This window comes from Photobacterium sp. MCCC 1A19761, from assembly GCF_037389125.1.
In the GTDB taxonomy this organism is placed as follows: Bacteria; Pseudomonadota; Gammaproteobacteria; order Enterobacterales; family Vibrionaceae; genus Photobacterium.
The window spans coordinates 181,998-206,730 of sequence record NZ_JAZGTF010000006.1 but is presented as its reverse complement, the minus strand read 5'-3'; the positions used below and the strand labels follow the sequence as shown (position 1 = coordinate 206,730).

The window sequence follows — 24,733 nt, the reverse complement described above, 5'->3', positions numbered from 1 at the left end:
CGAGCAGTGTGCTCGCCTTTTTCTTGTCTACTGAATTCGCCATCAACCCGGCAGCTGTCACCTCAGCTTTCGAGGATCACCGTCGCCACCGCATACTGCTTCTCATCGGCAATGGTCAGGTGAACATGCCGCACGCCCATCTGCGCCGCCAGTTCCCCGGCCTTGCCGGACAGTGCCAACACCGGTTTGCCCAGGGCATCGTTGCTGACGATGAAGTCATGGAACGTCACCCCACAGGCGATGCCGGTGCCCAGCGCCTTCGACGCGGCTTCCTTAACTGCAAACCGCTTCGCCAGGTAGCGGGCCTTGTGCTTCAGGCTATGAAAAACCGCCAGCTCTTCCGGCGCCAGCACCCGCTCAGCAAACGCATCCCCGGTGCGCGAGAATACGTTCTCCACCCGGTCGATGGCCGTGATATCGGTGCCCAGCCCCAGAATCGCCATCAGCGACGCGCTTCCAGCATCACGGCTTTCATGTCTGCCACGGCGGTTTGCAGGCCATCAAAGACGGCACGGCCGATAATCGAGTGACCGATATTGAGCTCATACAGCTCCGGCAGCGCGGCGATCGGCTTCACATTATGGTAGGTCAGGCCGTGACCGGCATTCACCTTGATGCCCTGATCGTCGGCGTAGCTGGCCGCAGCGGCAATTTTCTTCAGCTCGGCCTGCTGCTCCGCATCCGTTTGGGCATCCGCATAATGGCCGGTGTGCAGCTCAATGTACGGCGCGCCACAGGCAACAGCGGCGTCGATCTGAGTACGGTCAGCATCAATAAACAGAGAAACCAGAATTCCAGCTTCGGTCAGTTTTGCCGTCGCAGCTTTGATTTTTTCCAGCTGACCGGCCACATCCAGGCCGCCTTCGGTCGTCAGCTCTTCGCGCTTCTCCGGAACCAGACAAACAAACTCCGGCTTGGTGTCCAGTGCGATCTGGATCATTTCATCGGTCACCGCCATTTCCAGATTCATTCGGGTCTGAATGGTTTCACGCAAAATACGGACATCACGGTCGGTGATATGGCGACGATCTTCACGCAGGTGGATGGTGATCCCATCGGCACCGGCACGCTCAGCCACTTCCGCAGCGTGGACCGGATCCGGGTAACGCGTCCCCCGTGCATTCCGTAAGGTGGCAATATGATCGATATTCACGCCGAGTAAAATGTTGTTCATTTTCCGGAACTCCTTCCTCTGAGGGTAAACAATTCCCTGCTTTTTAATGGTTTGCCGCCAAGATACGGTTTCAGGGCTATCCGTGTAAAGCGTTTTGCGGCCCGAAGCTGATCCGGACTGTCAAAATGTCTCGCTGCGATGGCCTTGAGCTGATTGCCGGTAAACGACAGCTGTCCCTGCACCATCGAAGCGATAAAGCCCCGCTGCTCGCGGTAGCTGTAGGTCATCTCATCTTCAACCGGCAGGCCGCTGCCGGCACAGTGAAGAAAGTCGATGCCATAGCCGAGATGGTACAGCAATGCCAGTTCAAAGCGCCGCAGTGCAGGCTCTGGATTCTCCGCCTGTGCCAGCTCTCGCAGCACATTCAGGTAATCCAGAAACAACACCGGGTAAGGGGTATTGGGCTCCAGGACCCGCGCCAGGATCTCATTGACATACATGGCGGAGTACAGGATATAGCTGCGCATCGGCAGGCCGATACTGATCGGCTCGGCCTGAGTCAGGACCGGCATCGAGCCCCGGCCTGACCATTTGATGAACAGCGGCGTAAAAGGTTGCAGCGCGCCTTTGAGGTTGGAGCGTTTGCGGCGCGCACCTTTGGCAAGGAGGGTGACACGGCCTGAGTCCTCGCTGAATACATCAAGGATCAGGCTCGTCTCGCTATAGGGACGCGTATGAAGGACAAAACAACGCTGTAGCCCCTCCATGGTGCCCCTTACAGATCGTCGATGTAACCCAGACTACGCAGGGCGCGTTCGTCATCGGCCCAGCCGGATTTCACTTTCACCCACAGTTCCAGGTAGACCTTGCGCTCGAACAGATCTTCCATATCGAGCCGCGCTTGACGACCGATGGTTTTGATCTTCTCGCCGCCTTTACCGATCACCATTTTCTTCTGGCCCTGACGCTCAACCAGGATCAGGCCGTTGATATCAAAGCCGTCGGTATCCGGGTTGTAATCAAAACGCTCGATTTCCACCGTCACCGAGTACGGCAGCTCATCACCGGTAAAGCGCATCAGCTTTTCCCGGATGATCTCGGAGGCCATGAAACGTTGCGAACGGTCGGTCACATACTCTTCCGGGAAGTAGTACTCGCCTTCCGGCAGGTGTTTACGGACGATTTTCTCAACCGCATCGATATTGGTACCGTGTTTGGCAGAGACCGGCACCACGTCGACGAAGTCCATCTTGCTCGCCAATTCCTGCAGGTGCGGGAACAGATCGTACTTCTCTTTGACGTTGTCGACCTTGTTGACCAACAGCACCGTCGGCAGCTGAGACTTCGCCAGCTTGTTCAGCACCATCTCGTCATCAGGCGTCCACAGGGTGCCGTCAACCAGAAACAGCACCAGCTCCACGTCGGTCAGCGAGCTGCTGGCCGCACGGTTCATCAAGCGGTTAATGGTGCGCTTTTCTTCAATGTGCAGTCCCGGGGTGTCGACATAGACCGCCTGGTAACCGTCACGGGTATCGACTCCCATGATCCGGTGGCGGGTGGTCTGAGGTTTCCGCGAAGTGATCGACAACTTCTGGCCGACCAAACGGTTCAGCAGCGTCGATTTCCCGACATTCGGTCGGCCGACGATGGCAATAAAGCCGCAATGTGTTTTGTCTGTCATGATTCCAACTGCTTAAGCGCAATTTCTGCTGCTGCCTGCTCTGCCTTGCGCCGACTGCCGCCTTTACCAATCACAGGCTTATCCAGGCCTGCCACTTCGCACTGTACGGTAAACTCCTGATTGTGAGCCTCACCGTGCACCTTAATTACAGTATATGCAGGCAGCGGTAAACGACGCCCCTGCAGACACTCCTGAAGCCGGGTCTTCGGATCTTTCTGATTGATCCCCGGCTTGATGGTTTCCAGGCGCGACTGATACCAGCTCAGTACGATTTTTCGGACGGCTTCAATGTCGCTGTCGAGGTAGATTGCCCCGATAATCGCTTCCACGCAGTCCGCCAGGATCGAGTCACGGCGGAACCCGCCACTTTTCAGTTCGCCCGGTCCCAGCAACAGGTGATCACCCAGCTCGAACTCACGCCCCAGCTCGGCCAGGGTTTTCCCCCGCACCAGCGTCGCGCGCATCCGGCTCATATCGCCTTCGTCCACCGCCGGAAAGCGGTGGTACAGATCATCGGCAATCACAAAACTCAGAATCGAATCGCCCAGAAACTCCAGGCGCTCGTTGTGCGTTCCGTTGGCACTGCGGTGTGTCAGCGCCAAGGTCAAAAGATCAGCATTATTAAATTGATAACCCAGCTTACGCTGCAGTTTATTTGCAGGAGACGTCATTTTTTCCCGATCAGTTTATGCCACCGATGCGGCTAAAGCGCACACCGGTAGGAATCCAAGATGGAAGAACACTTTCAGCACTTCGTTCAAACTCAAAGCTGATCCAGATCCCGACCGCCTTACCCACCAAATTGGCTTCAGGCACAAATCCCCAATAACGGCTGTCAGCACTGTTGTCGCGATTATCACCCATCACGAAATATTGTCCTTCCGGCACAACCCATTCGCTGATCCCCGGACGCGGCTTGTAGTTCAGCACCCGATCACGCTTAAGCGGATGGATCAGGATTTTGTGCTGCTGCTCGCCCAGTTGTTCATTGAATTGCACCAAGCGGGTCATCCCCTGGCTGAACTCGCTGTCGGTCATATTCTCCAGCGGAACCGGGGTACATTCATTGCTGCCTTTCGGGGCCACACACAGCTGTTTGTAGGCGCTGTAGCGAACGGTATCACCCGGCAAGCCGACCACTCGCTTGATGTAGTCAATATTCGGCTGAGGCGGGAACTTAAACACCACGATATCGCCGCGCTCCGGCTCACCGGTTTCCATCAACTTGTGTCGGAAGACCGGATCGCGCAGACCATAGGCGAATTTCTCAACCAGGATGAAATCTCCCACCAACAGTGTCGGCATCATCGAGCCGGATGGGATCTGGAACGGCTCATAAATAAATGAGCGAAATACCATAATGAGCGCAATCACCGGAAACAGCGAACTGGTCGATTCGACCCAGCTCGGTTGCGGTGCTACGGCTTGTAGGGTTTTAGCATCGACTTGATCGCCGGCATTTAAGGCGGCGGCTTCAATCTTCAATTGACGTTTCGGCGCCCAGAGAAATTTTTCCAGTACCCAAATGATCCCGGTCACCAGCGTAGCCAGCACCAGAATAAGCGAAAAAGTATTTGCCATTTTAATCCCTAATAAATGTAACAGTGCAGCAAGCGAACTTGCTGCACTGCTCATTGACTCTTGCCTCATGGTCCCGGCGATCAAGCGATCCCCACAGGTAACCGACAACAGCCATGAGTTTTGTCATTACTTACTTGTCTTTACCGACGTGCAGAATTGCCAGGAAGGCTTCCTGAGGCAGTTCGACGTTGCCGATCTGCTTCATACGTTTCTTACCTTCTTTCTGTTTCTGCAGCAGTTTTTTCTTACGACTCACGTCACCACCGTAACACTTGGCGATAACGTTTTTACGCAACTGCTTCACCGTCGAGCGGGCAATGATATGGTTGCCAATGGCCGCCTGAATCGCGATGTCGAACATCTGACGAGGAATGAATTCTTTCATTTTCTCTACCAGATCACGGCCGCGGTGCTGCGCATTGTCTTTGTGCGTGATAATCGCCAGAGCGTCAACACGGTCGCCGTTCAGCATGATATCCACACGTACCATGTCGGATTCTTCGTAGCGCTGGAAGTTGTAATCCAGAGACGCATAACCGCGCGACGTCGATTTCAGGCGATCGAAGAAGTCCAGTACCACTTCAGACATTGGAATGTCGTAAGTCAGGGCAACCTGGTTACCGTGGTAAACCATATCGACCTGCATCCCACGCTTCTCAACACACAAGGTGATGACGTTACCCAGGTATTCACTCGGGACCAGGATATTACAGCGGGCAATTGGCTCACCGATGACATCGATATCGTTCACCGCTGGCAGTTTTGCCGGGCTGTCAACGTACATCGTGGTGCCGTCAGTTTTCTTCACTTCATACACTACGGTTGGAGCCGTGGTGATCAGGTCCAGATCGTATTCACGCTCCAGACGCTCCTGAATGATTTCCATGTGCAGCATGCCGAGGAAACCACAACGGAAACCAAAGCCCAGTGCCGCCGAGCTTTCCGGTTCGTAGAACAGCGAGGCATCGTTCAGGCTCAGTTTGCCCAGTGCGTCACGGAAGTTCTCATAGTCATCTGACGAGACCGGGAACAGACCGGCATAAACCTGCGGCTTCACTTTTTTGAAACCCGGCAACGGTTTTTCACAACCGTTTTTCGCCAGCGTCAAGGTATCGCCCACCGGCGCGCCCAGGATGTCTTTAATCCCACAAACGACCCAGCCCACTTCGCCTGTATTCAGCACGTCTTTATCAACTTGCTTCGGCGTGAAAATACCCAGACGGTCAACGCCCCAGGTTTGGCCGGTGCTCATGACTTTGATCTTGTCGTTCTTCTTCAGAACGCCGTTCTTGATCCGTACCAGTGAAACAACGCCCAGGTAGTTATCGAACCAGGAGTCGATGATCAGCGCCTGCAGCGGCGCATCCGGATCGCCTTCCGGCGCTGGAATCGCCGACACGATATTCTCAAGCACATCGTCTACGCCCAGACCGGTTTTGGCCGAGCAGCGAGTCGCTTCCATCGCGTCGATGCCGACGATTTCTTCAATTTCTTCCGCAACACGGTCAGGATCAGCGGCCGGCAGGTCGATTTTGTTCAAAATCGGCACGACTTCCAGATCCATTTCGATCGCGGTGTAGCAGTTGGCCAGCGTCTGGGCTTCCACCCCCTGGCCGGCATCCACCACCAGCAGCGCCCCCTCACAGGCGGCCAGTGAGCGGGAAACTTCATACGAGAAGTCGACGTGTCCCGGGGTGTCGATAAAGTTCAGCTGATACGTTTCACCATCTTTCGCCTTATAATCGAGCGTCACGCTCTGGGCTTTGATAGTGATACCGCGCTCGCGCTCAAGGTCCATGGAATCCAGCACCTGGGCTGCCATTTCACGATCGGAAAGGCCACCACAGACTTGGATCAGGCGGTCAGATAATGTCGACTTACCATGGTCGATGTGTGCAATAATCGAAAAGTTACGAATGTGCTTCATGAATTGGCGTGACTAACTCGTGATTAATAATGAATGGGATCTACAGATCAATTTGGCCGATTCTACCCAATTTCACCGCTAGCTGCTATCTTTCGGTGCGGCATTTATCAATTGCGTTGCCGCAAGCGGACTGCCTAACACCCGAATCAGGTTGGGTTTATATGCGGCTTGATGTTCCAGACGTCTCGCCATGCGACGTGCCAGCAGCAGCCCGGCACCGGCACTGAACGCGGCGGTCAGGATCACCGCCGGCTCTCCGCCGCCCGCCAGATCGACAAACCACCACTGGCCGAACGCGGCGCCCAGGATCAAGCATAGCAGAGGCAGCACATAGACCAAGAGAGCCGAATTGAGCATGCTTTGTTCAGGCAGGCCGATTTCCACAATATCGCCAACCGCAACGGACTCGCGGGTAGCAATGTCTATCTGGTGGCTGCGCCCCGGCACCGCCTTGCTGACAATGCCGGTGCCGCAGCTATCCCGGGAGGCACAATGTCCGCAGCTGGTTTCCTGCTGACAACTCACCGTCACGTGACCGGGCGCAACCGCCACCACGGTCGCCAGTGAGCGCATCATGGCTGCTCACCCTTGCTCGGTTGAAACGCGACGGATTCGGCAACCCGACGGGCGGTTGCCGGCGGAATATCCCCGACCACCGTCACTTCTTTGCCTTTGGCCAGGTAACTATGCAACGTCCGGCGCCCCTGGCGCACCAGTTGCTCACGAACGGTAAACTGATCAGCCGAGGCGACATAGATCGAGAAGCTGAACAGGCCGTCGCTGAACATTTTGCTCTCGACCGGGCGCTCGGTCATCATCAGGCGATGCCGATTATGTGAGACGGTCTCGAACCCCTGCGGCAGCCACTTCACCTGCCAGCCCAGCTCAACCTGCGGCTGGGGCGGCAGTTGAACCACCGCAGGCAATTCAACCGTTTTCAGACTCTTCAGTACTTCCCCGACCTTCGGGTTCACCACATAGGAGACCGCGCGGTACTGCTCCAGCGGCTCGCCGTCGCGATCGAGCAGGTCCGCCCGCATCACTAGCTTGCTGCGTGTATCGACCCACAACAGGTAGGAATACCGGGCACCGTCTTTCGGCGCTATCCGCACCACATCGCAACCCACCCCGGCTTCACGGGCCCGACCCATGGAGATAAAGTCGTAATACTTCGCCAGCGCCGTGATGTCCGTTTGCATGATCGGCGGCAGCGGCGCCACCATCTTGTTGCTGTGAATGGTGAACGGATCCAACCCAGGCTCGAAGTAGCTGACCTCGTCACCCCGCTGAATCACTTCCCGCGGCGGTCCGCTCAGGTAAACCAGATGCGCAAACGTCTCACCATCTTCATAGCTGTGACGATATCGCAACGGTTCAATACTGTTTTTCTTGATGAGTATGTACGACAGCTCGTAACTGAGCGCGCGGCTAGCCTCGTCCATTTGATGCAACAAAGCCTCGGCCGAAGGTGTGGACTCTTCAGCAGAGGCTTGCCATGGCATCAACAGGCTGACCAGTGTCAAAGCACCGACCAGAATATTTCTCATTTATCCGCCAGATTAATTTTGTTCAAGCAAAGTTCTGTCAATACTGCCATCTTCAGCATTTAAACGCAGCTGGAGTTCATAGTCCTGAAGCATGGCATTGATCCGCCGACGCTGTTCCATCACCTGCGCTTCACTCGGCGCGGCATGGTGATTACTACTCCGAATGGAATCCCGGGTCAGACTAACAGGTTCGGCAACGCCGGCAAAAGGAATGGTCTGTAACACCGGGACCTGGGACTCATCGGCAGTAACCATCAGGCTCTCGTCGCCGCCATTATACTGCTGAACCCCGACAATCACAGCCAGGGAGACACTGGCGGCCACCGCCACCTGCCCCAGCTGACTCAGCCAGGCCGGCAAAGTCCGCTTGGCTTGTTGCGGGGTCGGCTGAGCTTGTTGCGGGGCAGACGCGTGTTGCTCGCGCACACTGGCCAAATGCACCACAGGGGCAGGCTCAACTTCAACCGGGCCGTTGTGCACCGGCTCTTGCTCCAGCGCCATGGCAACCCGGGCGGTAATATCCCAGTCCGGATTCTGTGGTGCTTCGCCGCGCATGACATCCCCAATCAGGCTGTAGTGCTGCCAGGTTTGGCGGCTCTCCTCATCGACGGCCAGTGCATTAATGATGCTCTGGTCGAGCGCTTCACCATCTAATAATGCCGAAATCTTTTGCTTATCAGCCATGTTTGTTCACCGTTTGGCTTAACAATTAACGCTGCATCAGAGGACGAATTCGTTTTTCAACGGCCTCTCGTGCACGGAAAATACGCGATCGCACTGTACCGACAGGACAACCCATCACCTCAGCAATTTCCTCATAGCTCAGCCCTTCCAGCTCTCGCAAGGTAATTGCCGTCTTCAGATCATCCGGTAACGCTTCAATGGTACTGAAAACAACCCGCTTCAATTCGTCAGACAACATTTGGTTCTCAGGGTTCGATATTTCTTTCAGCGCATTGCCGCTTTCAAAATATTCCGCCTCTTCCGCATCGACATCCGATGCCGGGGGACGCCGCCCCTGAGCCACCAGGTAATTTTTCGCCGTATTCACGGCAATCCGGTACAACCAGGTATAAAACGCACTTTCGCCGCGAAACGTCGGCAGTGCCCGGTAAGCTTTGATAAAAGCTTCCTGCGCAACATCCGGTACATCGCCGGAGTTACTGACATACCGAGCCACCAGGCTACAGACTTTGTTCTGGTATTTCGCAACTAACAGGTTAAATGCCTGCTTGTCTCCTCGCTGTACCCGCTCTACTAGGACCTGATCAGTTTGCTGCTCGCTCATTCGAGCGTGTACTCCTATATCTGTCATTCACTCGTGATTTCCTGTACCTGCCGCAAGCCTCCAACCGACGCGCGATGTCTACGGCATTCTGCCTGACCTATCGTTTCAGCCCGATAAAACAAGCATCTATGAAATTAATGAGCATGAGCACTTATTCAGACTCAATGCGCCAGGCAAAGTTCCCGCGCATCGACATTATTTCTGGCTCACCCTGCACGAATTCTGATTGTTGAGAAAACGGTATTGCAATTAGGTTAACGGACGATTATACCTCGTCAAGATATGAAGTGGTTAACCTGCAGTCAAAAATGAACAAATGGGGCGGATTTTGCTACCATAGCGCCACTACCACAGGGATATGATATTGATATGAACGAGAACCGTGAACATCAGTGCGATGTGCTGGTCATCGGCAGCGGCGCTGCCGGGCTGTCGCTGGCACTGCGATTGGCGCCATTAGGGAAAGTCATCGTCCTGAGCAAAGGGCCGAGCAGCGAAGGGGCGACTTACTATGCCCAGGGCGGGATTGCCGCTGTCTTTGACGAGTCGGACAGTGTTGAATCCCACGTCCAGGACACCCAGATTGCCGGGGCTGACTTATGTGATGAAGCCGTGGTGCGTTTTATTGCCGAAAATGCCAAGGATTGTGTCCAGTGGCTGATCGACGGCGGGGTGCCGTTTGATCGCGAAGAAAGCGATAGCGACGATGCCCCGCGCTACCACCTGACCCGCGAAGGCGGCCACAGCCACCGCCGGATCCTGCATGCCGCTGATGCTACCGGGATGGCCGTTCAAAATACGCTCCAGGAAAATGTCCACAACCACCCCAACATTGAGGTACTGGAGCGGCACAATGCCCTGGACCTGATCACCAACCAGAAACTGGGACGCACCGATCAACCCAACCGGGTGCTGGGCGCCTATATCTGGAACCGCAACCGGGAAGTGGTCGAAACCGTGCGCGCCAAGTTTGTGGTGCTGGCTACCGGCGGCGCTTCCAAAGTGTACCAGTACACCTCCAACCCCGATGTGTCTTCCGGCGACGGTATCGCGATGGCCTGGCGGGCCGGCTGCCGGGTTGCCAACCTGGAATTTAACCAGTTCCACCCGACCTGCCTGTTCCATCCGGAAGCGCGGAACTTCCTGCTGACCGAAGCCCTGCGGGGGGAAGGTGCCTATCTGCGCCGCCCGGACGGCAGTCGCTTTATGCCGGACTTTGACGAGCGGGCCGAGCTGGCACCGCGGGATGTGGTCGCCCGGGCCATCGACTATGAAATGAAGCGCCTCGGGGCGGATTGCATGTACCTGGATATCAGCCACAAGCCGGCGGACTTCATCCAGAAGCACTTTCCGATGATCCATGAAAAACTGCTGACTTACGGCATTGATATCACCCAAGAGCCGATCCCGATTGTCCCGGCCGCCCACTATACCTGTGGCGGGGTGATCGTCGATCAACAAGGCCGGACCGATCTCGATGGGCTGTATGCGATTGGCGAAGTCAGCTATACCGGTCTGCACGGCGCCAACCGGATGGCTTCCAACTCATTGCTTGAGTGCGTGGTCTACGCTTGGGCCGCTGCCGAAAGTATCAAGTGCAAGCTGGTTCAGGTCAGCCTGCCCGACAGCCTGCCGCACTGGGATGAAAGCCAGGTCAGCAACTCCGATGAAGAAGTGGTGATCCAGCATAACTGGCATGAATTGCGACTCTTTATGTGGGACTACGTCGGCATCGTCCGCACCACCAAGCGTCTGGAGCGCGCCATGCGCCGGATCCAGCTGCTCCAGGAAGAAGTCAACGAGTACTACGGCAATTTCCGGGTCTCCAACAACCTGCTGGAGCTGCGCAACCTGCTGCAAGTGGCCGAGCTGATTGTCCGCTGCGCCCTGGAGCGCAAGGAAAGCCGCGGGCTACACTATACCCTGGATTACCCGGACCAGCTCGACACGCTCAAACCGACAATCCTGACGCCGGATCAGCCCTGCTGATTCCCCGGCGCTCAGTTCTGTTGAGAAAGCGGTTCGCAAAGTGGCTCACCGCCCTGTGCGTCTCAGCCGGGACGCTTCAGAACAGTTCGATTCAGAAGCGCCAGCATCAAAAAAAGCGAGCGGGATCCCCCGCTCGCTTTGTTGTCTGTCCGACCGTCTGACGCTGACTCAGACCTTAAAAGCTGCAATCGACTGATCCAGGGAGCCGGCCTGGCTGGCAACGGCATTTGCCGCCTGGGCGTTCTCATGCGCCACCGCCGAGTTCTGGTTGGTGATGTCGCGGATCGAGGTGATGTTGCGGCCAATCTCTTCCGACACCAGGCTTTGCTGCTCAACCGCCGCCGCAATCTGGGTGCTGGTATCCATGATCAGCTGCATATCAGCCATGATCTGGTTGATTTTCGCCTCGGCACTGTTGGCCTGAATCACACTTTGCTCCCCCTGCTCCTGACAACGACCAATGTGGCTCACCACCTGGGCCGTCTGCTCCTGCAGCGAGGCAATAATAGTGCTAATTTCCTCCGTCGATTGACGGGTCCGCAGCGCCAGAGAGCGCACTTCATCGGCCACTACGGCAAAGCCCCGGCCCTGCTCGCCGGCACGCGCCGCTTCAATCGCCGCATTCAGCGCCAGCAGGTTGGTCTGCTCCGCAATCTCTTTGATCACATCCAGCACCGAGCCGATGTTCCCGGAGAGGCTCGACAAACTGGAGACTTCCTCGCCGGTATGCGCCAGCCCTTCAGACAACGTCCGGATCCGCTCTTTGGTTGCACTCACTTCGTTCAGTCCGGCCTCCGCGCCCTGATAGCCCTGCTCAGCATTGCCGGCTGCGCTTTCGGTATTCGAGGCAATTTCCCGAATCGTCACGCCCATTTCCGTCACGGCCGTGGCCACTGAGTCCGTCTCGCTCAACTGCTGCTCCATGGCCGCTTCCGACTCCTGGCTGCGGTGCTGCAACTGAGACGACGCGGCCCCAAGCTCGTTGACCGCCGTTTGTACGTTCCCGACCAGGTGGCGCAGACTCGCCAACAGCCCGTTGAAATTCGAGGCCACTTCGGCCAGCTCATCATTGCCTTCCTGATCAGCCGTGCGGGTCAGATCGTGGCTCTCAGCAATCGCTGCCATCAACTGACTCAGGTTTTTCACCCGACGCTGGATCGACTGGCTAATCACCCAGGAAATACCCACCAGCAGCACCACGACCACCAGCACCGCCAACACAATCAACTGATTGACCAACCGGTATTCTGCCGCAACCTGGGCCTCAAGCTGCTCCACCAACTCGCCGAACACCGCCTCCACCTGGTGAGACTGGTTACGGATCTCGCCGCGCAGCCCCAGGTTATGGGTCAGGCCAATGGTCTTTTTCTGGGCGATGATCTGGGAAAATGTCTGCTCGAACTGGCTGAACAAGACACTGAAATCAGCCTGCAATTGTGCCGCATAACGGGTCTGCGCCGCCTGATACGCATCCAGGTAAGCTTGCTCGCCGGTGATCATAAACAGCTTCGCCGCCTCATCCAGGCTAAAGACAGCCAGCACATCCTGCTGCTGCTCGCTCGCCGCATGGATCAGTTGTTCGGATGCCGCCAGGAATCGACCGTTCAGCCCGTCGGCCGGGGTCAGCCCCAACTGCTGATAGCCCTGGATCAGAGCCATCATCCCCTGCTGGTAATTGTTCATGACCCCCGGCAGCGACGCCAGACTCGGGATCTCGATCGACAGGCTGTTCAGGTCCTGCTTCAGCGTCGTGAGTTGCGTCTGGAAACGCTGATAATTGTCCTGGAATTTTTTCTGATATTTCAAATCCATCCGCATCAAAAAGTCTTTTTCATTGCGACGCAGATTCAGCAAAGTCACTTCCAGCTGCGCCACCATGGCGGCTGAGTCATTAATCATCATCACCCGTTTGTTGGCCAGTTGGCTCATGCCCAACACCGCCACCAACGCCGTGACGGCCAGAACGGTTAATCCGATTAACTTATGTTTGATTTTCATTTCCACTACTTCCTGCCTAACAGAGCACCCTAGGCATGGGCTGTCACCTGACAATCAAGGGGGGTAAAGATCTGAGTTTTATATCGTTCGATCAGCGAAAAACTTTAGGATGGGAGCGTTACATTAACGCGCTTTAACGGCCAGATCAGAGATAAAATACTGAATATACATCACATTTAATTTTTTTAAACCGCAACAACAAAGACGGTGTTTATTTTATTCTATTCAAGTGATGGCATAGCAGCGACAAGGCCCGATAACCGGACACGTCACAGGTATCATGACAGATCAGCAACCAGCGCCGCCGAGTCGCCTGACGCAGCTCGATCAGCATCAGATACCGGGTATGGACTTTGATACGGCTCAGGGACCACCAGCGCTGCTGCCAAAACAGGCGATCCGGCGCTTTCAGGATCAGGCGCCCCTGGTGACGATAAATGGCGTGATATCGGCCGATCCACTCCTGCCAGAGCAGCTCGCAACCAATCAGGAAAAACGGAACAGGGAGCGCGCCGCGGCCCCAGGCCAGCAGCAGGCCGCCTGCCGCACCAAGATAGAAAATCGTCAGTGCGGCAACGGACAGCCGGGAAGGATAAACCGCAAAATCAGCGAAGTTTGCTGTTGTTGTGCGCGACAATGCGATCCACCATCGCGGCGTGGGCAGGGTTATCACTGCGGCCATGCGACATCACCCAGGTGAAGAGATCCGGATCATCGCAACGCAACAGCGAAATAAAGTCCTGCTGCTCCTGCTCGTTCAGCTCATCAAAGCATTCTTCGAAAAACGGCATGATAATGACATCCAACTCCAGCATCCCGCGACGGCATGCCCATTTCACGCGTGCTTTTTCTTCTGCACTCAACATATCAACCTCAATGTACTAACCTCAAACGCGAGGGCCCACGGCGCAAAACCGGGCGCAACCATTCGCGTTTGCCTTGACTCCAGTGGCCACAATCTTATCAGTCGCAACCGGGCGCGCCTACGGACATGCCCAAGCAAAATATCAAGATGAGAGCTAGCGCCGGTTTATGCCCGCAGCATCCGCCGGGGCGTCGCATTTTTACCCGCTGGAAACACCAAGAGCGGCCGGCCACCTTCCCCTCATGGACTCCGGTAACCGGTGGGGCGAATACCTGATTCGATGAATCAAGTATTTGGGCTGACAAACCGACGCGCGCGATTTAACATAGCAGGTAATTTTGAAATTCATCCACAGTAACGTGCCGCTCACCCGAGAGGCTGAGTCCGGGCAAGTTACCGCACATCATGGAAATCCTATGAGCACCTGGTCAAATGTTCTGAACTTCAACAAGATTGCCTTAACTGAACAAGATACCCTGCCGGCGCTGGCGCTGGTCGACCTCGCCGACTGGGGCCTGATCACCCTGGTGGGCGACGACAAAAAATCTTACCTGCACGGCCAGGTAACCTGTGACGTGGTTTCACTGGCCCAGGATCAATCCACCCTCGGCGCCCACTGTGACGCCAAAGGAAAAATGCGCACTATCTTTCGCCTGTTCCACCACCGCGACGGCTATGGTTTCTTCCAGCGCCGGAGCGTGATGGCAACCCAGTTGCCGGAGCTGAAGAAATATGCCGTGTTCTCCAAGGTGGATATCGAACAAAGTGACGCGATCCTGCTGGGCCTGACCGGTAAAGATGCCGGCGCCACCATCGACCAGGTCTTCGGCGGCGAAGGCGAAGTGCGAGCCATCGAAGGCGGCACCGTGGTGAAGATTGATGCCGAGCGCTGGCTGCTGGTCCTCAGCCCAGAGTACGCTGAAACCATTGCCGGTCAACTGGCTGCGAATGCCGTGCTGTCTGACAGCACGCTGTGGGATCTGTACGATATCCGCCAGGCGATCCCACGGGTCGATGACGCCACAACTCTAGAGTTCATTCCGCAGGCGGTGAACCTGCAAGCGCTGGATGCGATCAGCTTCACCAAAGGCTGCTATACCGGCCAGGAAACCGTCGCCCGCGCCAAGTACCGGGGGATCAACAAGCGTGCGATGTATATCGTCAGCGGCCCGGCCGAGCAGTGCCCGCAGGCCGGGGACGCGCTGGAGCGCAGTGTCGGCGACAACTGGCGCAAAGGCGGCACCATCATCGCCGGTTACCGGTTTGCCAATGGCCAGGCCATTGCCCTGGTCGGCCTGCCGAACGATCTGGATGAAGACAGCCAGTTCCGCTTAGCCGGACACGAGGCGATCTGGCTCAAGCTGCCGCTGCCGTACGCGCTGGACGAAGACAAGTAACAGGCAATTCGATATGCAAACCCCCGTGACTTTCCTGTTAGAGCAGGAAGGCGTCGACTACCGGCTTCTTCCCCACAGCAAACCGGCCACAACCATTGACGAAGCCGCCCGCGAACGCGGGGTGGCTCCGGAGCAGATGGTTAAATCGATTTTGCTGCGGGATATGAGCGGCTTTCATGTGTTGGCCTGCGTACCGGGACCGGCGCAGGTTGATCCGAAAAAAGTCCGTGCCCTGCTCGGGTGTCGCCGGTTGACCTGTGCCGACGCCCGCGATGTCGAGGACGTGACCGGCCTGCGGATCGGCACGGTGGCACCGATTGGCCTGAAAACGCCGATGCCGGTCATTTTTGACAACACGATCCTTCAATACACGATCGTCAACATCAGCAGCGGGGATCGCATGGCGGGGATCGAACTCAGTATGGAAGATCTCCTGCTGTTATGTGATCCGCTGTTCGCGGATATCTGCCGCTAGGAGACGATGTGGACACGATCAACTGGCGCGGGGTCGATCTGAACCTGCTCATTGCCTTTGCCGCCCTGATGGAAACCGGCAGTGTCACCAAAGCCGCAGACAAGCTGTCGATCGGCCAGTCGGCGATGAGCCATAACCTGTCCCGACTGCGGACGCTGATCAACGATCCGTTGTTCGAGCGCCGCGGACACCATATGGTCGCCACAGACAAAGCCAGAGAGCTGGCGCCGATCATCGAACAGGTTTTGGGGCTGATCACCACCGAGATCCTGCAACCCAAAGCGTTCAGCCCCGAGACCTACCAGGGCACCATTCGCCTCGGGCTAACCGATTACGCGGAGCTGCTGTTCGCCCCGGCACTGTTTGATGCCATTCTCGGCCAGGCACCGCAGTGCCAGTTAAGTTTCTACAAGGTGGATCGCCATAATTATCAGGCGATGATGGACGATCAGGACATTCACCTGGTGATCGGATCCATGACCCAGCTCCCCCGGGAACTCGACAGCCAGTATCTCTATACCGATGATCATGTCTGCCTGTTCGACAGTCAGGCGACCGGCCTGCGAGCCCCCATCGATCTGGCGCGATATATAGAAACGCCCCAGGCGCTGGTAACCCCCGACGGACAACTGGCGAGCGCTGTCGATCAGCAACTCCGGGCGCAGGGGCTCTCACGCCACATTGCCGTCGGCTCCGGGAACTTTCTGACCATCCGCCATCTGCTGACCGGACGCAACCTGCTGTGCGTGGTTTCCACCCTGATGGCCCGGATCGCGATCTTTGATGATCAGCTCACCCAATGTCCGCCGCCGGTGACCATTCCGGACTTTGATATCAACTTGATCTGGCAAAAACGCAATGCCAATCACCCCCGTCTGATCTGGCTGCGGCAGTGTGTCCGGCAAACGGTTACGGCCCACGTTCACAGCCTGCGCGGACAAGATCCCGGTGAAGCAGGGTAAGCAAGGCGCGCCGTCCTAAACACGCGCACTCAGGATCCCTTGGTGTCGTGTTGACCCGGCTCCTGGATCTGATGCAGCTGATGCCGATCGCACGTCGACTTGCAGTCGCACGCTTTTTCTATCCCGACATTGGCCAGGCCACCGCAGCTGCCCCGGATGGTTTTCTTCTTCACGATCCAGCCAATCGCCATGGCGCCAATCACCACAAGAAAGATCAACACGCTCAGCACATAGGTCATCATTTCCAGCCTCCCAGGCGGGTCAGCCCTGCCGTTGCGATCGCCCCCCGCATCCCAATTTTAGCGGCTGTCGGCGGTTTCGGCTTGCCGCAGCCGCAGCCACAACTGCCTTTTTCCCGCGAACAAGCGCGCCCCTGTGCCGGATCCGTCAGAGCTTCTTTCGGGGTTTTCCCGGAAAGCGCCGCTGAAACCAGTGTCTGGGTCGGCACCCGATACACGGCCAGCCCCGCCCGGAGCAGCCGTCCCAGCGAACGCTGACCGATATTGCCGAGTATCAGGGTGGTGACGCCATGGGCTAGCAGCGTTTGCTGTAATTGTTTTTTGTGCCGGCAACCAGACTGGCGTCCATCAGCGTTTTCCAGCCGGGCAACCGGGTTTCCCTGTGGGTCAACAATAAGAAAAGCGGCGGCCTCGCCGAAATGGTTGGCCACGGTCTGGTGGGCAGTGACCGCAATGGCGACTGTCATCGGTTATTCCTTCTCATGGGGCGGAGCCAGCACAATTGCCATGCCATTGACCAGAGCCGAAGCCACTTTGTGCCGGGCCCGGGCAAGAATATTGCCCAGGGTCTGGCGGGAAATCTCCATTTCAGCCGCGGCAGCCTGTTGCTGCAGCCCTTGCTGATCCACCAGTTTGAGCGCTTCAAGCTCATCTGCTGCCAGCGCCAGCGTCTCGAGACGAGCCATCGGCACGCCGTTGGGTTTAAAGCAGTCATAAGCCGGGCGACAACCGATCCGGCGGGGCTTCTGAGGTCTTGGCATTGGGGCTCCGTCATCATTCACAGCCTTATTATTGGCATATGCCAATAACCTGTATTGATCTGGCTCAGGAAAACCCAGCAAAAAGCCGACAACTCAGACCAGCCCACCGATATAGCACAAGATGCTATTTCCTGACCTGAACTTTACAAGTTACGACTAAAATACCGGACAGGTGCAGCCCGGTAAAACCACAACAGATCACGCCCCGGGCTTGCACTAACGCCGCTAAGCTCATAAAAATCCGGAAAATATTGCATATTTTTCAGTAATGCCACCTGCACGGCCAAGGGTCGTGCCCATCGTACCGAAGCTAAAACATCAGAATATTATTCTGATACACTCGCAGTAGCACAAAAAATTACTCCATAGTGACCGATTTAACATTATTATTATGCTGTAAGTGTCACAAAAGTTTCATAGCCAATCTTATATAATCAGCGCCGTTCAGACACGGATTCACAAACCAGACAAGGTTGGCTTTTATGCGCATGTTCAAACGCTACGTGCCCAAACTGATTGCAAAACACGTTAGCCGTTTATTTAGTGGAAGGATCTACATCGACGGTCGCGGGGGCTATGAATTTAACAACGGCCTGCTTCTGGTGCCGGTCAAAGCCCAGCAGCGCCACTTCCAGACCGTCAATGAAGTGAATCAGGAGATTAAGCGCATGAAAGACCGCACATCCTAAACGCCGAGTGGTTATTCGCCGAGAAATTGTTGAGAAAGCCCCACCGGGCTTTCTCTGTTATTCAGAGTCATCCACCAGATCCAGATAGTTGTCCGCATCCAGCAGATCGGCAAATTCGCTGTCATCTTCGACCTTGATCTGAAACAGCCAGCCGTCCCCATACGGATCGCTGTTGACCAGCTCCGGCGAACTCTCCAGCTCTTCATTGACCGCTACAACATAGCCGGTCAGCGGCGCATAGATATCGGAAGCCGCCTTGACCGATTCCGCCACCGCGCAGTCTTCTCCGGCCTCCGTCTCAGAATCCACTTCAGGCAGCTCGACAAACACCATATCACCGAGCATCGACTGGGCATGATCGGTAATGCCTACGGTATAGATCCCATCACCTTCCGGACGGACCCACTCATGGGTATTGGTAAACTTCAATTCAGAGGGAATATAGCTCATCGTGAAACTTCCTTATGAAAGCCTGCCTCTCGCCCTTGACTCCAACCATGCGATGAAAGCAGATACGGTTAACACAGCGTCAACTTCTCAACGGTTCAGACAGCCGCCAGACGTTCGTTATTTACTGTAGGAGATAAACCAAGAGGTACGCAAAAAATTCATAGCATTCGCTCAGTAACCAGTGAATTGCCTTCAGTCAAAGTGGTTTAGCGCAGCGCTAGAAACAGAAAAACCGCCAACGGGCGGTTTTTCGTTCACAAGGTTACGGCATCTCCCAAACGCTTAACGCGTGTATTGGGCCAGCTCCGGCAATTCCCCGCTCAGGCCCAGGGCACGACGCATAAACTCATCTTTGACGCCCGGTGCCTTATCGGCCAGCAGCATGCCCAGATCCCGGAGCAGCTTTTTCGCCGGATGGCTGCCGGCAAACAGATCGCGGAACGCCTGCATTGCCGTGATCATCTTGGCCGCCTCGGCCTTACGCCAGCGCTCATAGTGGCGCAGGTGGGCTTGCTGACCGATATCGAGATCCTGCTGCCACAAAGCCTTGATCTCCTGGGCCAGGCTGGCGGCATCGAGCAGACCAAGGTTCACACCCTGCCCGGCCAGCGGATGGATGGTGTGGGCAGCATCGCCAACCAAAGCCACGCGATCGCGGACAAAGTCACGGGCATAGCGCATCTTGAGCGGAAATGCCTGGCGCGCACCTTCTACCCGGCACAGCCCCAGGCGATGGTCAAAGGCACTGGTGAGTTCCTTGTTAAACGCCTCGTCAGACAACGCGACCAGGCGTTCGGCTTCTTCCGGCGCTACCGACCAGACAATTGAGCATAAATCGCTGTCCGGCATCGGCAGGAACGCCAGCGGCCCTTCCGGCCGGAAGATCTGACGGGCTGTCATCCCGTGCGGCTCCGCGCAACGAATATTGGCCACCACGGCGCTATGGCCGTAATCCCAGTGGGTCAGCGGAATATCCAGTTGCTGGCGCAACCAGGAGTTGGCACCGTCGGCGCCGACCACCAATTTGGCCGTCAGGCTCTTGCCGGATGCCAGGTTCAACCAGGCTTCACGCTCACCAAAGGCAATGGTTTGGCATCGCTCCGGCGCCAGCAGGGTCACATTGGGCAACTGGGCGACCCGATCCAGCAACGCCAGTTGGATCACCCGGTTTTCGACAATATGTCCGAGGTTCGGCTGTGACAGTCGCTCGGCCTCAAAGGCGATCCCCGCAAAGCTGTCCTGCTCCCAGACCTGCATTTTGTCATACGGACTCAGACGACGGGCTTCAATACCTTCCCAGGCTCCGATACGGCGCAAAATTCGCTCACTGGCCCGGCTCAATGCCGAGACGCGGATATCCGGTAAGGGGCCCAGTTCCGTCTCCGGCAGCCGGCCTTCAATCACCGCAACCCGCAATTCGGTCTCCGCCAGGGCAGCAGCCAGCGTCAGGCCCACCATACCGCCGCCAATAACGGCAACATCTACACTCTGCATCATGATTATCTTTCTACCTGTCCCATTGCCCGCCGAACCAGCGGTGTTTTGATTGTATCGAGCAAACTCATCGCCATCAGGCCGGTATTGCGTCCCACCACCAACGGAAAGCTGGTATTGGCAAACACGCTGACCAGACCGGAGGTCAGCGTGACGGTTGCCTCCCGATCCGGCTGTCGGCGCTGACGATAGCGACTCAGCACCGCCACACTGCCCGGGTCCTCGCCCCGTTCCAGCCCGCGAACCACCTCTTCAGCCAGCGTCATCACATCCCGCAAACCCAGGTTAAACCCCTGGCCGGCAATCGGGTGTAAGGTCTGGGCGGCGTTGCCGACCACAGCCACCCGGTGGGACGTCAGCCGCTGCGCCTGACGCAACAGCAGCGGGTAGGCACAGCGGGCCCCGGTTTTCACCAAACGGCCCAATCGCCAACCGAAGGCCTGTTGGAGCTGGTGGAGAAACTGCGCATCACTCCAGTCCAGAACTTGATGCTGATCTTCAGGGCGGATACACCATACCAGCGAACTGCGCCCTTCCGACATCGGCAGCAATGCCACCGGACCACTCGGGGTGAAGCGTTCGAAGGCACGGCCCTGATGCGGCTGCGCCGTGGTGATATTGGCAATAATCGCCACCTGGTCGAAATCCTGCTCCTGGCGACCGATCTTGAGCATCTCGCAGCAGGCAGACAACGCACCGTCAGCCGCCACCAACAGCTTGCCCCGGATCGATTCACCCTGATCCAGTTGGAGCGTGACCCCATCCTGCTGACGATCTATCCCGGTGATCGTGGCCGGACACAGCAGATCAACCTGTGCCAACGCGGCCAGGCGCTGATGAAACAGGGCGCCGGCATCGGCCAGCTCGATCACATACCCCAGGGCATCCACCGCCTGCTCATCGGCATCAATATGCACCATCCCGGCATGGCCTTGATCCGACACATGGATCTCTGAAATCGGGGTCGCCAGTTCAGCCAAGGGCTCCCAAACGCCGATTTGTGCGAGGATCTCCGCCGAGCCCAGCGACAGCGCAATACTGCGGGCATCATAGCCCGGATGCTGATCTAAACGCGGCGCAACCGCCTCCACCACGGCAATACGTAATTGCCCGTGTCCCAGCTTATCCAGCGCCATCGCCAGGGTTGCCCCCGCCATGGCCCCGCCGGCAATGATCACATCATACTGCTTCACATCCAGTCCCTATGTGTTAATGATTAATGCAGGGTCGGCTTCTGATCCGGGCTGATCCCCGGAATATACGGTTGTTCCTCATCCGTGGCTTCCTGTGCGCCCGGACGCTGGCTCAGCTCGACCAGACAGGTCAGAATACATTCCGGCACATAGGCCAGTACGTTTTCAAACAGCGCCACCTGCTCGGCCTGATCATCGTCTTCATCGATCCCCAGTTGCGCGATTTCTTCCAGCACGGAGACCGCTTCCGTCACCTCCGGCGACAGCTGGCGTTTCTCGATCCCCATCAGGCCCAGACCGGAAATAAAGTTAGTTGCCCACTCGCTCAGGCTTTCTGCGCGCAGCATCAAATCGGTTCCGGCTTCCGGCAACAACAGCGACACATGAAACGCAGCATCAGCCAGCTCGGTGGCGGTCGAGGTCGTCAGCAAGGTCACCAAGCCACCCAGCTCCGCAGCAGCCGCTTCATAGACGCTGCTGACGGCTGCTTTGGCACCGTCCGTCAGCGGTGCGCCCTCGTTGGCATAGTCGCAAATCGGAGCAACCCAGCTGTTATCTTCAACCGACATCCCGCCGCAAATCATCCCGCTCAGCAAACCATGGAGCTCTGACGGCGTGACCGCCAGACCGTGATCCTTCAATGCCGTTTCCACCGCCGTATACGCGGGTAATGTCACTTTGCTCATGGGCGTTTACCTTAATTTCATTGGTGCTCAATCTAATTGTGGTATGCTACCACTAAGGCGCAAAACAGGCTAATGACCTGGCAGCAATTCGCAGGCTTCATCCCCTTTTCGAGCGTGTTGCCATCGGTGAATGTCGCAGCGACCAGCAGGTGCCAAAAATCAACTGGCTAGTCCCTGACCACTTGCGGCAAAGCGTGACGCGCAGGCTTGCATGTTGAAAATGCTTTTTCTATATTTAGCCCCCTATCGCGGATCGTCGGCGCTGGCTAAAGCAGCCAACTGGCACGGAGCAAAATAATAAGTTTATGAGTACTCAGGCTGTTGAAATTCAGATTTTAGGGCGTAGCCTAAAGGTAAATTGCCCGCTCGGCCAGGAAGATGCGCTCCGGGCCGCTGCCCAAGATTTTGATCAGCGTCTGAAGGACTTGTCCGAACGGACCAACATCAATAACGCCGAGCAGCTATTGATGTTTACCGGCCTGAACATCTGTAACGAGCTGCATAGCGAGCGTCAGGAACAACACCAGAGTGACGCAAATTTATCCAATAGAATCAATCAGCTATCAGAAACATTGGATAAGGCATTGCAAATTCAACCAAAGCGTTGATAATGAATTGACCCTGGGGTGTACGTCAGTGGATTAACGTCCCCGAGCCGATAAGCAAAAACCCGGGATCTGCTTTTATTAGCTATTGAGCATGCTCAGCTCGACTGAGAAGCCTACGGTTAATGTTGCCGATCCACCTTGAACGTCTGGTTCAAGGGCCACAATTCACAACGGCACCTTGGGGCATCCCTATCACTTCCGAGAAACGGCAACGGATGCGCACTTCTCGACACCGTGTTTCAACACTGTTTTGTTTTCCCTGCTGAATCTCTCATCGTCACTGGATGACTTATGAAACAGCCTGTTCTGCCTTCTTCACCGCGCCAGCATATCCGTCAGCACATCCGTCTGCGCCGTCGTGCCCTGACCCCGGCTCAGCAACAACAAGCCAGCCAGGATCTCCTGACGCAGTTTCAGCAGGCAGAAAGCGCCTTGCGAGCCCGGCATATTGCCCTGTACTTGGCAAACGACGGGGAAATTGACACCCGCCCGCTGATTGCATGGCTATGGCAACAGGAAAAATCCGTTTATCTGCCGGTACTCCATCCGTTCAGCAAGGGGCACCTGCTGTTTCTCCACTACACGCCGGACACCCGGATGACCACCAACAAATACCAGATTGAAGAGCCGCGTTTAGATATCCGCCGGGTCAAACCCGTTCATGAGCTGGATTTGATCTGCACCCCGCTGGTGGCATTTGACAATACCGGCCAGCGCCTGGGTATGGGCGGCGGATATTATGATCGCACCCTCAACCGCTGGCACCATGAACAGCAGGGACCGCAGCCCCTGGGCCTGGCCCACGACTGCCAACAGGTGGATGTGCTGCCGTTCGAGGCCTGGGATGTGCCCCTGCCGGAAATTCTGACCCCGAGCTGCCATTTCAGCTGGAAGTAACAACGCAGCAGCGCCGAGAATTCGCCTGACGCCTGCCCTCCCGTCCGTTATAATCAGCGCTCCGCGCAACGTTTGTCATCATTAGGAGAAAGGCATGACACAAGATGAAATGAAGAAAGCTGCCGGTTGGGCTGCACTGGATTACGTCAAGAAAGGCAGCATTGTCGGGGTCGGCACAGGCTCAACCGTGAATCACTTCATCGATGCACTGGCAACCCGTAAGGAAGAAATCAAAGGTGCGGTCTCAAGCTCAGTCGCGTCCACCCAGCGTCTGGAAGAGCTCGGGATTCCGGTCTTTGATGCCAACGAAGTCTCCAGTCTGGATATCTACGTCGACGGCGCTGATGAGATCAACGGCGCATTCGATATGATCAAGGGTGGCGGCGCAGCGCTGACGCGCGAGAAAATTGTCGCAGCCATTGCCAAAACGTTTGTCTGTATTGTCGATGACACCAAGCAAGTCGACGTGCTGGGTCAGTTCCCGCTGCCGGTTGAAGTGATCCCGATGGCACGCTCCTACATCGGCCGCGAGCTGGTGAAACTGGGCGGCGACCCGGTTTATCGTGAAGGCTGCCTGACCGACAACGGCAACATCATTCTGGATGTACACAACATGCAGATCACGGATCCGAAAGTACTGGAAGATCAAATCAATGCTCTGCCGGGCGTAGTCACCGTCGGCCTGTTTGCCCACCGCGGCGCGGACGTCCTGCTGGTTGGTTCTCCGGAAGGCGTGAAAAAGTTTGAAAAATAATCCGTGCTTCAGCCTGCGCGGCTGAATCCTGTTATTTGATTACAAAACGGCATAAATTATGCCGTTTTTTCTTATCTTTATTGTAATATTCTTACCCATGCTGATTATTTTTTGATACTTTAATACCAGCATGTCGCA

General features: G+C 56.4%; 29 protein-coding genes and 1 other RNA gene. 9 read left to right on the top strand and 21 right to left on the bottom strand.

The window, feature by feature from the left end; all coding sequences use genetic code 11:
• Positions 1–62 precede the first annotated feature (62 nt).
• The 11 genes from acpS to rpoE form a co-directional block, all read right to left on the bottom strand.
• Positions 63–443 (bottom strand): holo-ACP synthase, encoded by a 381-nt coding sequence (gene acpS, locus VV869_RS08835; protein ID WP_337734593.1) that lies wholly within the window; start codon positions 441–443, stop codon positions 63–65.
• Positions 443–1,174 (bottom strand): pyridoxine 5'-phosphate synthase, encoded by a 732-nt coding sequence (gene pdxJ, locus VV869_RS08830; protein WP_337734592.1) that lies wholly within the window; start codon positions 1,172–1,174, stop codon positions 443–445. Before pdxJ ends, acpS begins: the two co-directional genes overlap by 1 nt.
• The gene (recO, locus tag VV869_RS08825) at positions 1,171–1,881 is read right to left on the bottom strand and encodes a DNA repair protein RecO (protein ID WP_337734591.1); all 711 of its coding nucleotides are present in this window, start codon (positions 1,879–1,881) and stop codon (positions 1,171–1,173) included. Before recO ends, pdxJ begins: the two co-directional genes overlap by 4 nt.
• A gap of 8 nt (positions 1,882–1,889) precedes the next feature.
• The gene (era, locus tag VV869_RS08820) at positions 1,890–2,795 is read right to left on the bottom strand and encodes a GTPase Era (RefSeq protein ID WP_337734590.1); all 906 of its coding nucleotides are present in this window, start codon (positions 2,793–2,795) and stop codon (positions 1,890–1,892) included.
• Positions 2,792–3,466: a ribonuclease III gene (rnc, locus tag VV869_RS08815; RefSeq protein ID WP_337734589.1), complete on the bottom strand. Its 675-nt coding sequence runs from the start codon at positions 3,464–3,466 to the stop codon at positions 2,792–2,794. The genes era and rnc overlap by 4 nt, the downstream gene beginning before the upstream one ends.
• A gap of 10 nt (positions 3,467–3,476) precedes the next feature.
• Positions 3,477–4,376, bottom strand: coding sequence for a signal peptidase I (gene lepB, locus VV869_RS08810; RefSeq protein WP_337734588.1), 900 nt, complete (start codon positions 4,374–4,376; stop codon positions 3,477–3,479).
• Positions 4,377–4,506: 130 nt separating this feature from the next.
• Complete coding sequence (lepA, locus tag VV869_RS08805; protein WP_337734587.1) at positions 4,507–6,303, bottom strand: translation elongation factor 4; 1,797 nt, start codon at positions 6,301–6,303, stop codon at positions 4,507–4,509.
• Positions 6,304–6,381: 78 nt separating this feature from the next.
• Positions 6,382–6,879 (bottom strand): SoxR reducing system RseC family protein, encoded by a 498-nt coding sequence (locus VV869_RS08800; RefSeq protein ID WP_337734586.1) that lies wholly within the window; start codon positions 6,877–6,879, stop codon positions 6,382–6,384.
• Positions 6,876–7,850, bottom strand: coding sequence for a sigma-E factor regulatory protein RseB (gene rseB, locus VV869_RS08795; protein WP_337734585.1), 975 nt, complete (start codon positions 7,848–7,850; stop codon positions 6,876–6,878). Before rseB ends, VV869_RS08800 begins: the two co-directional genes overlap by 4 nt.
• Before the next feature lie 12 nt (positions 7,851–7,862).
• Positions 7,863–8,534: an RseA family anti-sigma factor gene (locus tag VV869_RS08790; protein WP_337734584.1), complete on the bottom strand. Its 672-nt coding sequence runs from the start codon at positions 8,532–8,534 to the stop codon at positions 7,863–7,865.
• Between the two features lie 25 nt (positions 8,535–8,559).
• Positions 8,560–9,138: an RNA polymerase sigma factor RpoE gene (rpoE, locus tag VV869_RS08785; protein ID WP_255389460.1), complete on the bottom strand. Its 579-nt coding sequence runs from the start codon at positions 9,136–9,138 to the stop codon at positions 8,560–8,562.
• Between the two features lie 369 nt (positions 9,139–9,507).
• Between rpoE and nadB the strand changes: the two genes are divergently transcribed.
• Positions 9,508–11,127, top strand: a complete 1,620-nt coding sequence (nadB, locus tag VV869_RS08780) for an L-aspartate oxidase (protein ID WP_337734583.1) — start codon at positions 9,508–9,510, stop codon at positions 11,125–11,127.
• Between the two features lie 168 nt (positions 11,128–11,295).
• Here the strand turns inward: nadB and VV869_RS08775 are convergent, their stop codons facing one another.
• The 3 genes from VV869_RS08775 to VV869_RS08765 all read right to left on the bottom strand — a co-directional run bounded on the left by VV869_RS08775 (position 11,296) and on the right by VV869_RS08765 (position 13,991).
• Positions 11,296–13,125 (bottom strand): methyl-accepting chemotaxis protein, encoded by a 1,830-nt coding sequence (locus VV869_RS08775; protein ID WP_337734582.1) that lies wholly within the window; start codon positions 13,123–13,125, stop codon positions 11,296–11,298.
• Positions 13,126–13,336: 211 nt separating this feature from the next.
• A complete protein-coding gene (locus VV869_RS08770) occupies positions 13,337–13,762 on the bottom strand; it encodes a protein YgfX (RefSeq protein WP_337734581.1) in 426 nt (141 codons plus the stop codon).
• Positions 13,731–13,991, bottom strand: coding sequence for an FAD assembly factor SdhE (locus VV869_RS08765; protein WP_337734580.1), 261 nt, complete (start codon positions 13,989–13,991; stop codon positions 13,731–13,733). Before VV869_RS08765 ends, VV869_RS08770 begins: the two co-directional genes overlap by 32 nt.
• 415 nt (positions 13,992–14,406) lie before the next feature.
• Between VV869_RS08765 and ygfZ the strand changes: the two genes are divergently transcribed.
• The 3 genes from ygfZ to VV869_RS08750 are packed head-to-tail and all read left to right on the top strand — an operon-like array spanning position 14,407 to position 16,824.
• The gene (ygfZ, locus tag VV869_RS08760) at positions 14,407–15,387 is read left to right on the top strand and encodes a tRNA-modifying protein YgfZ (RefSeq protein ID WP_337734579.1); all 981 of its coding nucleotides are present in this window, start codon (positions 14,407–14,409) and stop codon (positions 15,385–15,387) included.
• A gap of 13 nt (positions 15,388–15,400) precedes the next feature.
• On the top strand, positions 15,401–15,862 hold the full coding sequence (locus VV869_RS08755; RefSeq protein WP_337734578.1) for an aminoacyl-tRNA deacylase: 462 nt from the start codon (positions 15,401–15,403) through the stop codon (positions 15,860–15,862).
• An 8-nt stretch (positions 15,863–15,870) separates the two neighbouring features.
• Positions 15,871–16,824: a LysR substrate-binding domain-containing protein gene (locus VV869_RS08750; protein ID WP_337734577.1), complete on the top strand. Its 954-nt coding sequence runs from the start codon at positions 15,871–15,873 to the stop codon at positions 16,822–16,824.
• A 29-nt stretch (positions 16,825–16,853) separates the two neighbouring features.
• Here the strand turns inward: VV869_RS08750 and nqrM are convergent, their stop codons facing one another.
• Genes nqrM through VV869_RS08735 form a run of 3 tightly spaced genes read right to left on the bottom strand, consistent with a single transcriptional unit; the run spans position 16,854 to position 17,824 of the window.
• The gene (gene nqrM / locus VV869_RS08745; RefSeq protein ID WP_337734647.1) at positions 16,854–17,063 is read right to left on the bottom strand and encodes a (Na+)-NQR maturation NqrM; all 210 of its coding nucleotides are present in this window, start codon (positions 17,061–17,063) and stop codon (positions 16,854–16,856) included.
• Entirely contained in the window at positions 17,063–17,530 is a 468-nt protein-coding gene (locus tag VV869_RS08740) for a NifB/NifX family molybdenum-iron cluster-binding protein (protein ID WP_337734576.1), read from the bottom strand. Before VV869_RS08740 ends, nqrM begins: the two co-directional genes overlap by 1 nt.
• Before the next feature lie 3 nt (positions 17,531–17,533).
• Entirely contained in the window at positions 17,534–17,824 is a 291-nt protein-coding gene (locus VV869_RS08735; protein WP_337734575.1) for a DUF134 domain-containing protein, read from the bottom strand.
• Between the two features lie 482 nt (positions 17,825–18,306).
• On the opposite strand from VV869_RS08735, the gene VV869_RS08730 reads away from it, so the two are divergent.
• A complete protein-coding gene (locus VV869_RS08730) occupies positions 18,307–18,513 on the top strand; it encodes a DUF1107 domain-containing protein (RefSeq protein WP_337734574.1) in 207 nt (68 codons plus the stop codon).
• Between the two features lie 57 nt (positions 18,514–18,570).
• Here the strand turns inward: VV869_RS08730 and gcvH are convergent, their stop codons facing one another.
• The 4 genes from gcvH to VV869_RS08710 form a co-directional block, all read right to left on the bottom strand.
• Positions 18,571–18,954, bottom strand: coding sequence for a glycine cleavage system protein GcvH (gcvH, locus tag VV869_RS08725; RefSeq protein WP_337734646.1), 384 nt, complete (start codon positions 18,952–18,954; stop codon positions 18,571–18,573).
• A 291-nt stretch (positions 18,955–19,245) separates the two neighbouring features.
• Positions 19,246–20,460, bottom strand: a complete 1,215-nt coding sequence (locus tag VV869_RS08720; RefSeq protein WP_337734573.1) for an FAD-dependent 2-octaprenylphenol hydroxylase — start codon at positions 20,458–20,460, stop codon at positions 19,246–19,248.
• A gap of 2 nt (positions 20,461–20,462) precedes the next feature.
• Entirely contained in the window at positions 20,463–21,650 is a 1,188-nt protein-coding gene (ubiH, locus tag VV869_RS08715) for a 2-octaprenyl-6-methoxyphenyl hydroxylase (protein WP_337734572.1), read from the bottom strand.
• A gap of 23 nt (positions 21,651–21,673) precedes the next feature.
• On the bottom strand, positions 21,674–22,336 hold the full coding sequence (locus VV869_RS08710; RefSeq protein WP_337734571.1) for a UPF0149 family protein: 663 nt from the start codon (positions 22,334–22,336) through the stop codon (positions 21,674–21,676).
• A gap of 305 nt (positions 22,337–22,641) precedes the next feature.
• Between VV869_RS08710 and zapA the strand changes: the two genes are divergently transcribed.
• The 4 genes from zapA to rpiA all read left to right on the top strand — a co-directional run bounded on the left by zapA (position 22,642) and on the right by rpiA (position 24,595).
• Entirely contained in the window at positions 22,642–22,944 is a 303-nt protein-coding gene (gene zapA / locus VV869_RS08705) for a cell division protein ZapA (protein WP_337734570.1), read from the top strand.
• A gap of 7 nt (positions 22,945–22,951) precedes the next feature.
• Positions 22,952–23,133, top strand: a non-coding RNA gene (gene ssrS, locus VV869_RS08700) — 6S RNA.
• Between the two features lie 102 nt (positions 23,134–23,235).
• Positions 23,236–23,841: a 5-formyltetrahydrofolate cyclo-ligase gene (locus tag VV869_RS08695; protein ID WP_337734569.1), complete on the top strand. Its 606-nt coding sequence runs from the start codon at positions 23,236–23,238 to the stop codon at positions 23,839–23,841.
• Positions 23,842–23,935: 94 nt separating this feature from the next.
• The gene (gene rpiA / locus VV869_RS08690; protein ID WP_337734568.1) at positions 23,936–24,595 is read left to right on the top strand and encodes a ribose-5-phosphate isomerase RpiA; all 660 of its coding nucleotides are present in this window, start codon (positions 23,936–23,938) and stop codon (positions 24,593–24,595) included.
• Positions 24,596–24,733: the final 138 nt, after the last annotated feature.

Coding starts and splice junctions, on each gene's coding strand:
- ygfZ (WP_337734579.1), top strand. CDS start 14,407: ATGAGCACCTGGTCAAATGTTCTGAACTTCAACAAGATTGCCTTAACT.
- nadB (WP_337734583.1), top strand. CDS start 9,508: ATGAACGAGAACCGTGAACATCAGTGCGATGTGCTGGTCATCGGCAGC.
- VV869_RS08765 (WP_337734580.1), bottom strand. CDS start 13,991: ATGTTGAGTGCAGAAGAAAAAGCACGCGTGAAATGGGCATGCCGTCGC.
- VV869_RS08735 (WP_337734575.1), bottom strand. CDS start 17,824: ATGCCAAGACCTCAGAAGCCCCGCCGGATCGGTTGTCGCCCGGCTTAT.
- acpS (WP_337734593.1), bottom strand. CDS start 443: ATGGCGATTCTGGGGCTGGGCACCGATATCACGGCCATCGACCGGGTG.
- pdxJ (WP_337734592.1), bottom strand. CDS start 1,174: ATGAACAACATTTTACTCGGCGTGAATATCGATCATATTGCCACCTTA.
- VV869_RS08720 (WP_337734573.1), bottom strand. CDS start 20,460: ATGATGCAGAGTGTAGATGTTGCCGTTATTGGCGGCGGTATGGTGGGC.
- rpoE (WP_255389460.1), bottom strand. CDS start 9,138: ATGAGCGAGCAGCAAACTGATCAGGTCCTAGTAGAGCGGGTACAGCGA.
- VV869_RS08755 (WP_337734578.1), top strand. CDS start 15,401: ATGCAAACCCCCGTGACTTTCCTGTTAGAGCAGGAAGGCGTCGACTAC.
- VV869_RS08775 (WP_337734582.1), bottom strand. CDS start 13,125: ATGAAAATCAAACATAAGTTAATCGGATTAACCGTTCTGGCCGTCACG.
- lepB (WP_337734588.1), bottom strand. CDS start 4,376: ATGGCAAATACTTTTTCGCTTATTCTGGTGCTGGCTACGCTGGTGACC.
- VV869_RS08740 (WP_337734576.1), bottom strand. CDS start 17,530: ATGACAGTCGCCATTGCGGTCACTGCCCACCAGACCGTGGCCAACCAT.
- VV869_RS08800 (WP_337734586.1), bottom strand. CDS start 6,879: ATGATGCGCTCACTGGCGACCGTGGTGGCGGTTGCGCCCGGTCACGTG.
- zapA (WP_337734570.1), top strand. CDS start 22,642: ATGAGTACTCAGGCTGTTGAAATTCAGATTTTAGGGCGTAGCCTAAAG.
- rnc (WP_337734589.1), bottom strand. CDS start 3,466: ATGACGTCTCCTGCAAATAAACTGCAGCGTAAGCTGGGTTATCAATTT.
- VV869_RS08790 (WP_337734584.1), bottom strand. CDS start 8,534: ATGGCTGATAAGCAAAAGATTTCGGCATTATTAGATGGTGAAGCGCTC.
- VV869_RS08710 (WP_337734571.1), bottom strand. CDS start 22,336: ATGAGCAAAGTGACATTACCCGCGTATACGGCGGTGGAAACGGCATTG.
- VV869_RS08730 (WP_337734574.1), top strand. CDS start 18,307: ATGCGCATGTTCAAACGCTACGTGCCCAAACTGATTGCAAAACACGTT.
- VV869_RS08695 (WP_337734569.1), top strand. CDS start 23,236: ATGAAACAGCCTGTTCTGCCTTCTTCACCGCGCCAGCATATCCGTCAG.
- lepA (WP_337734587.1), bottom strand. CDS start 6,303: ATGAAGCACATTCGTAACTTTTCGATTATTGCACACATCGACCATGGT.
- rpiA (WP_337734568.1), top strand. CDS start 23,936: ATGACACAAGATGAAATGAAGAAAGCTGCCGGTTGGGCTGCACTGGAT.
- recO (WP_337734591.1), bottom strand. CDS start 1,881: ATGGAGGGGCTACAGCGTTGTTTTGTCCTTCATACGCGTCCCTATAGC.
- rseB (WP_337734585.1), bottom strand. CDS start 7,850: ATGAGAAATATTCTGGTCGGTGCTTTGACACTGGTCAGCCTGTTGATG.
- era (WP_337734590.1), bottom strand. CDS start 2,795: ATGACAGACAAAACACATTGCGGCTTTATTGCCATCGTCGGCCGACCG.
- nqrM (WP_337734647.1), bottom strand. CDS start 17,063: ATGACCTATGTGCTGAGCGTGTTGATCTTTCTTGTGGTGATTGGCGCC.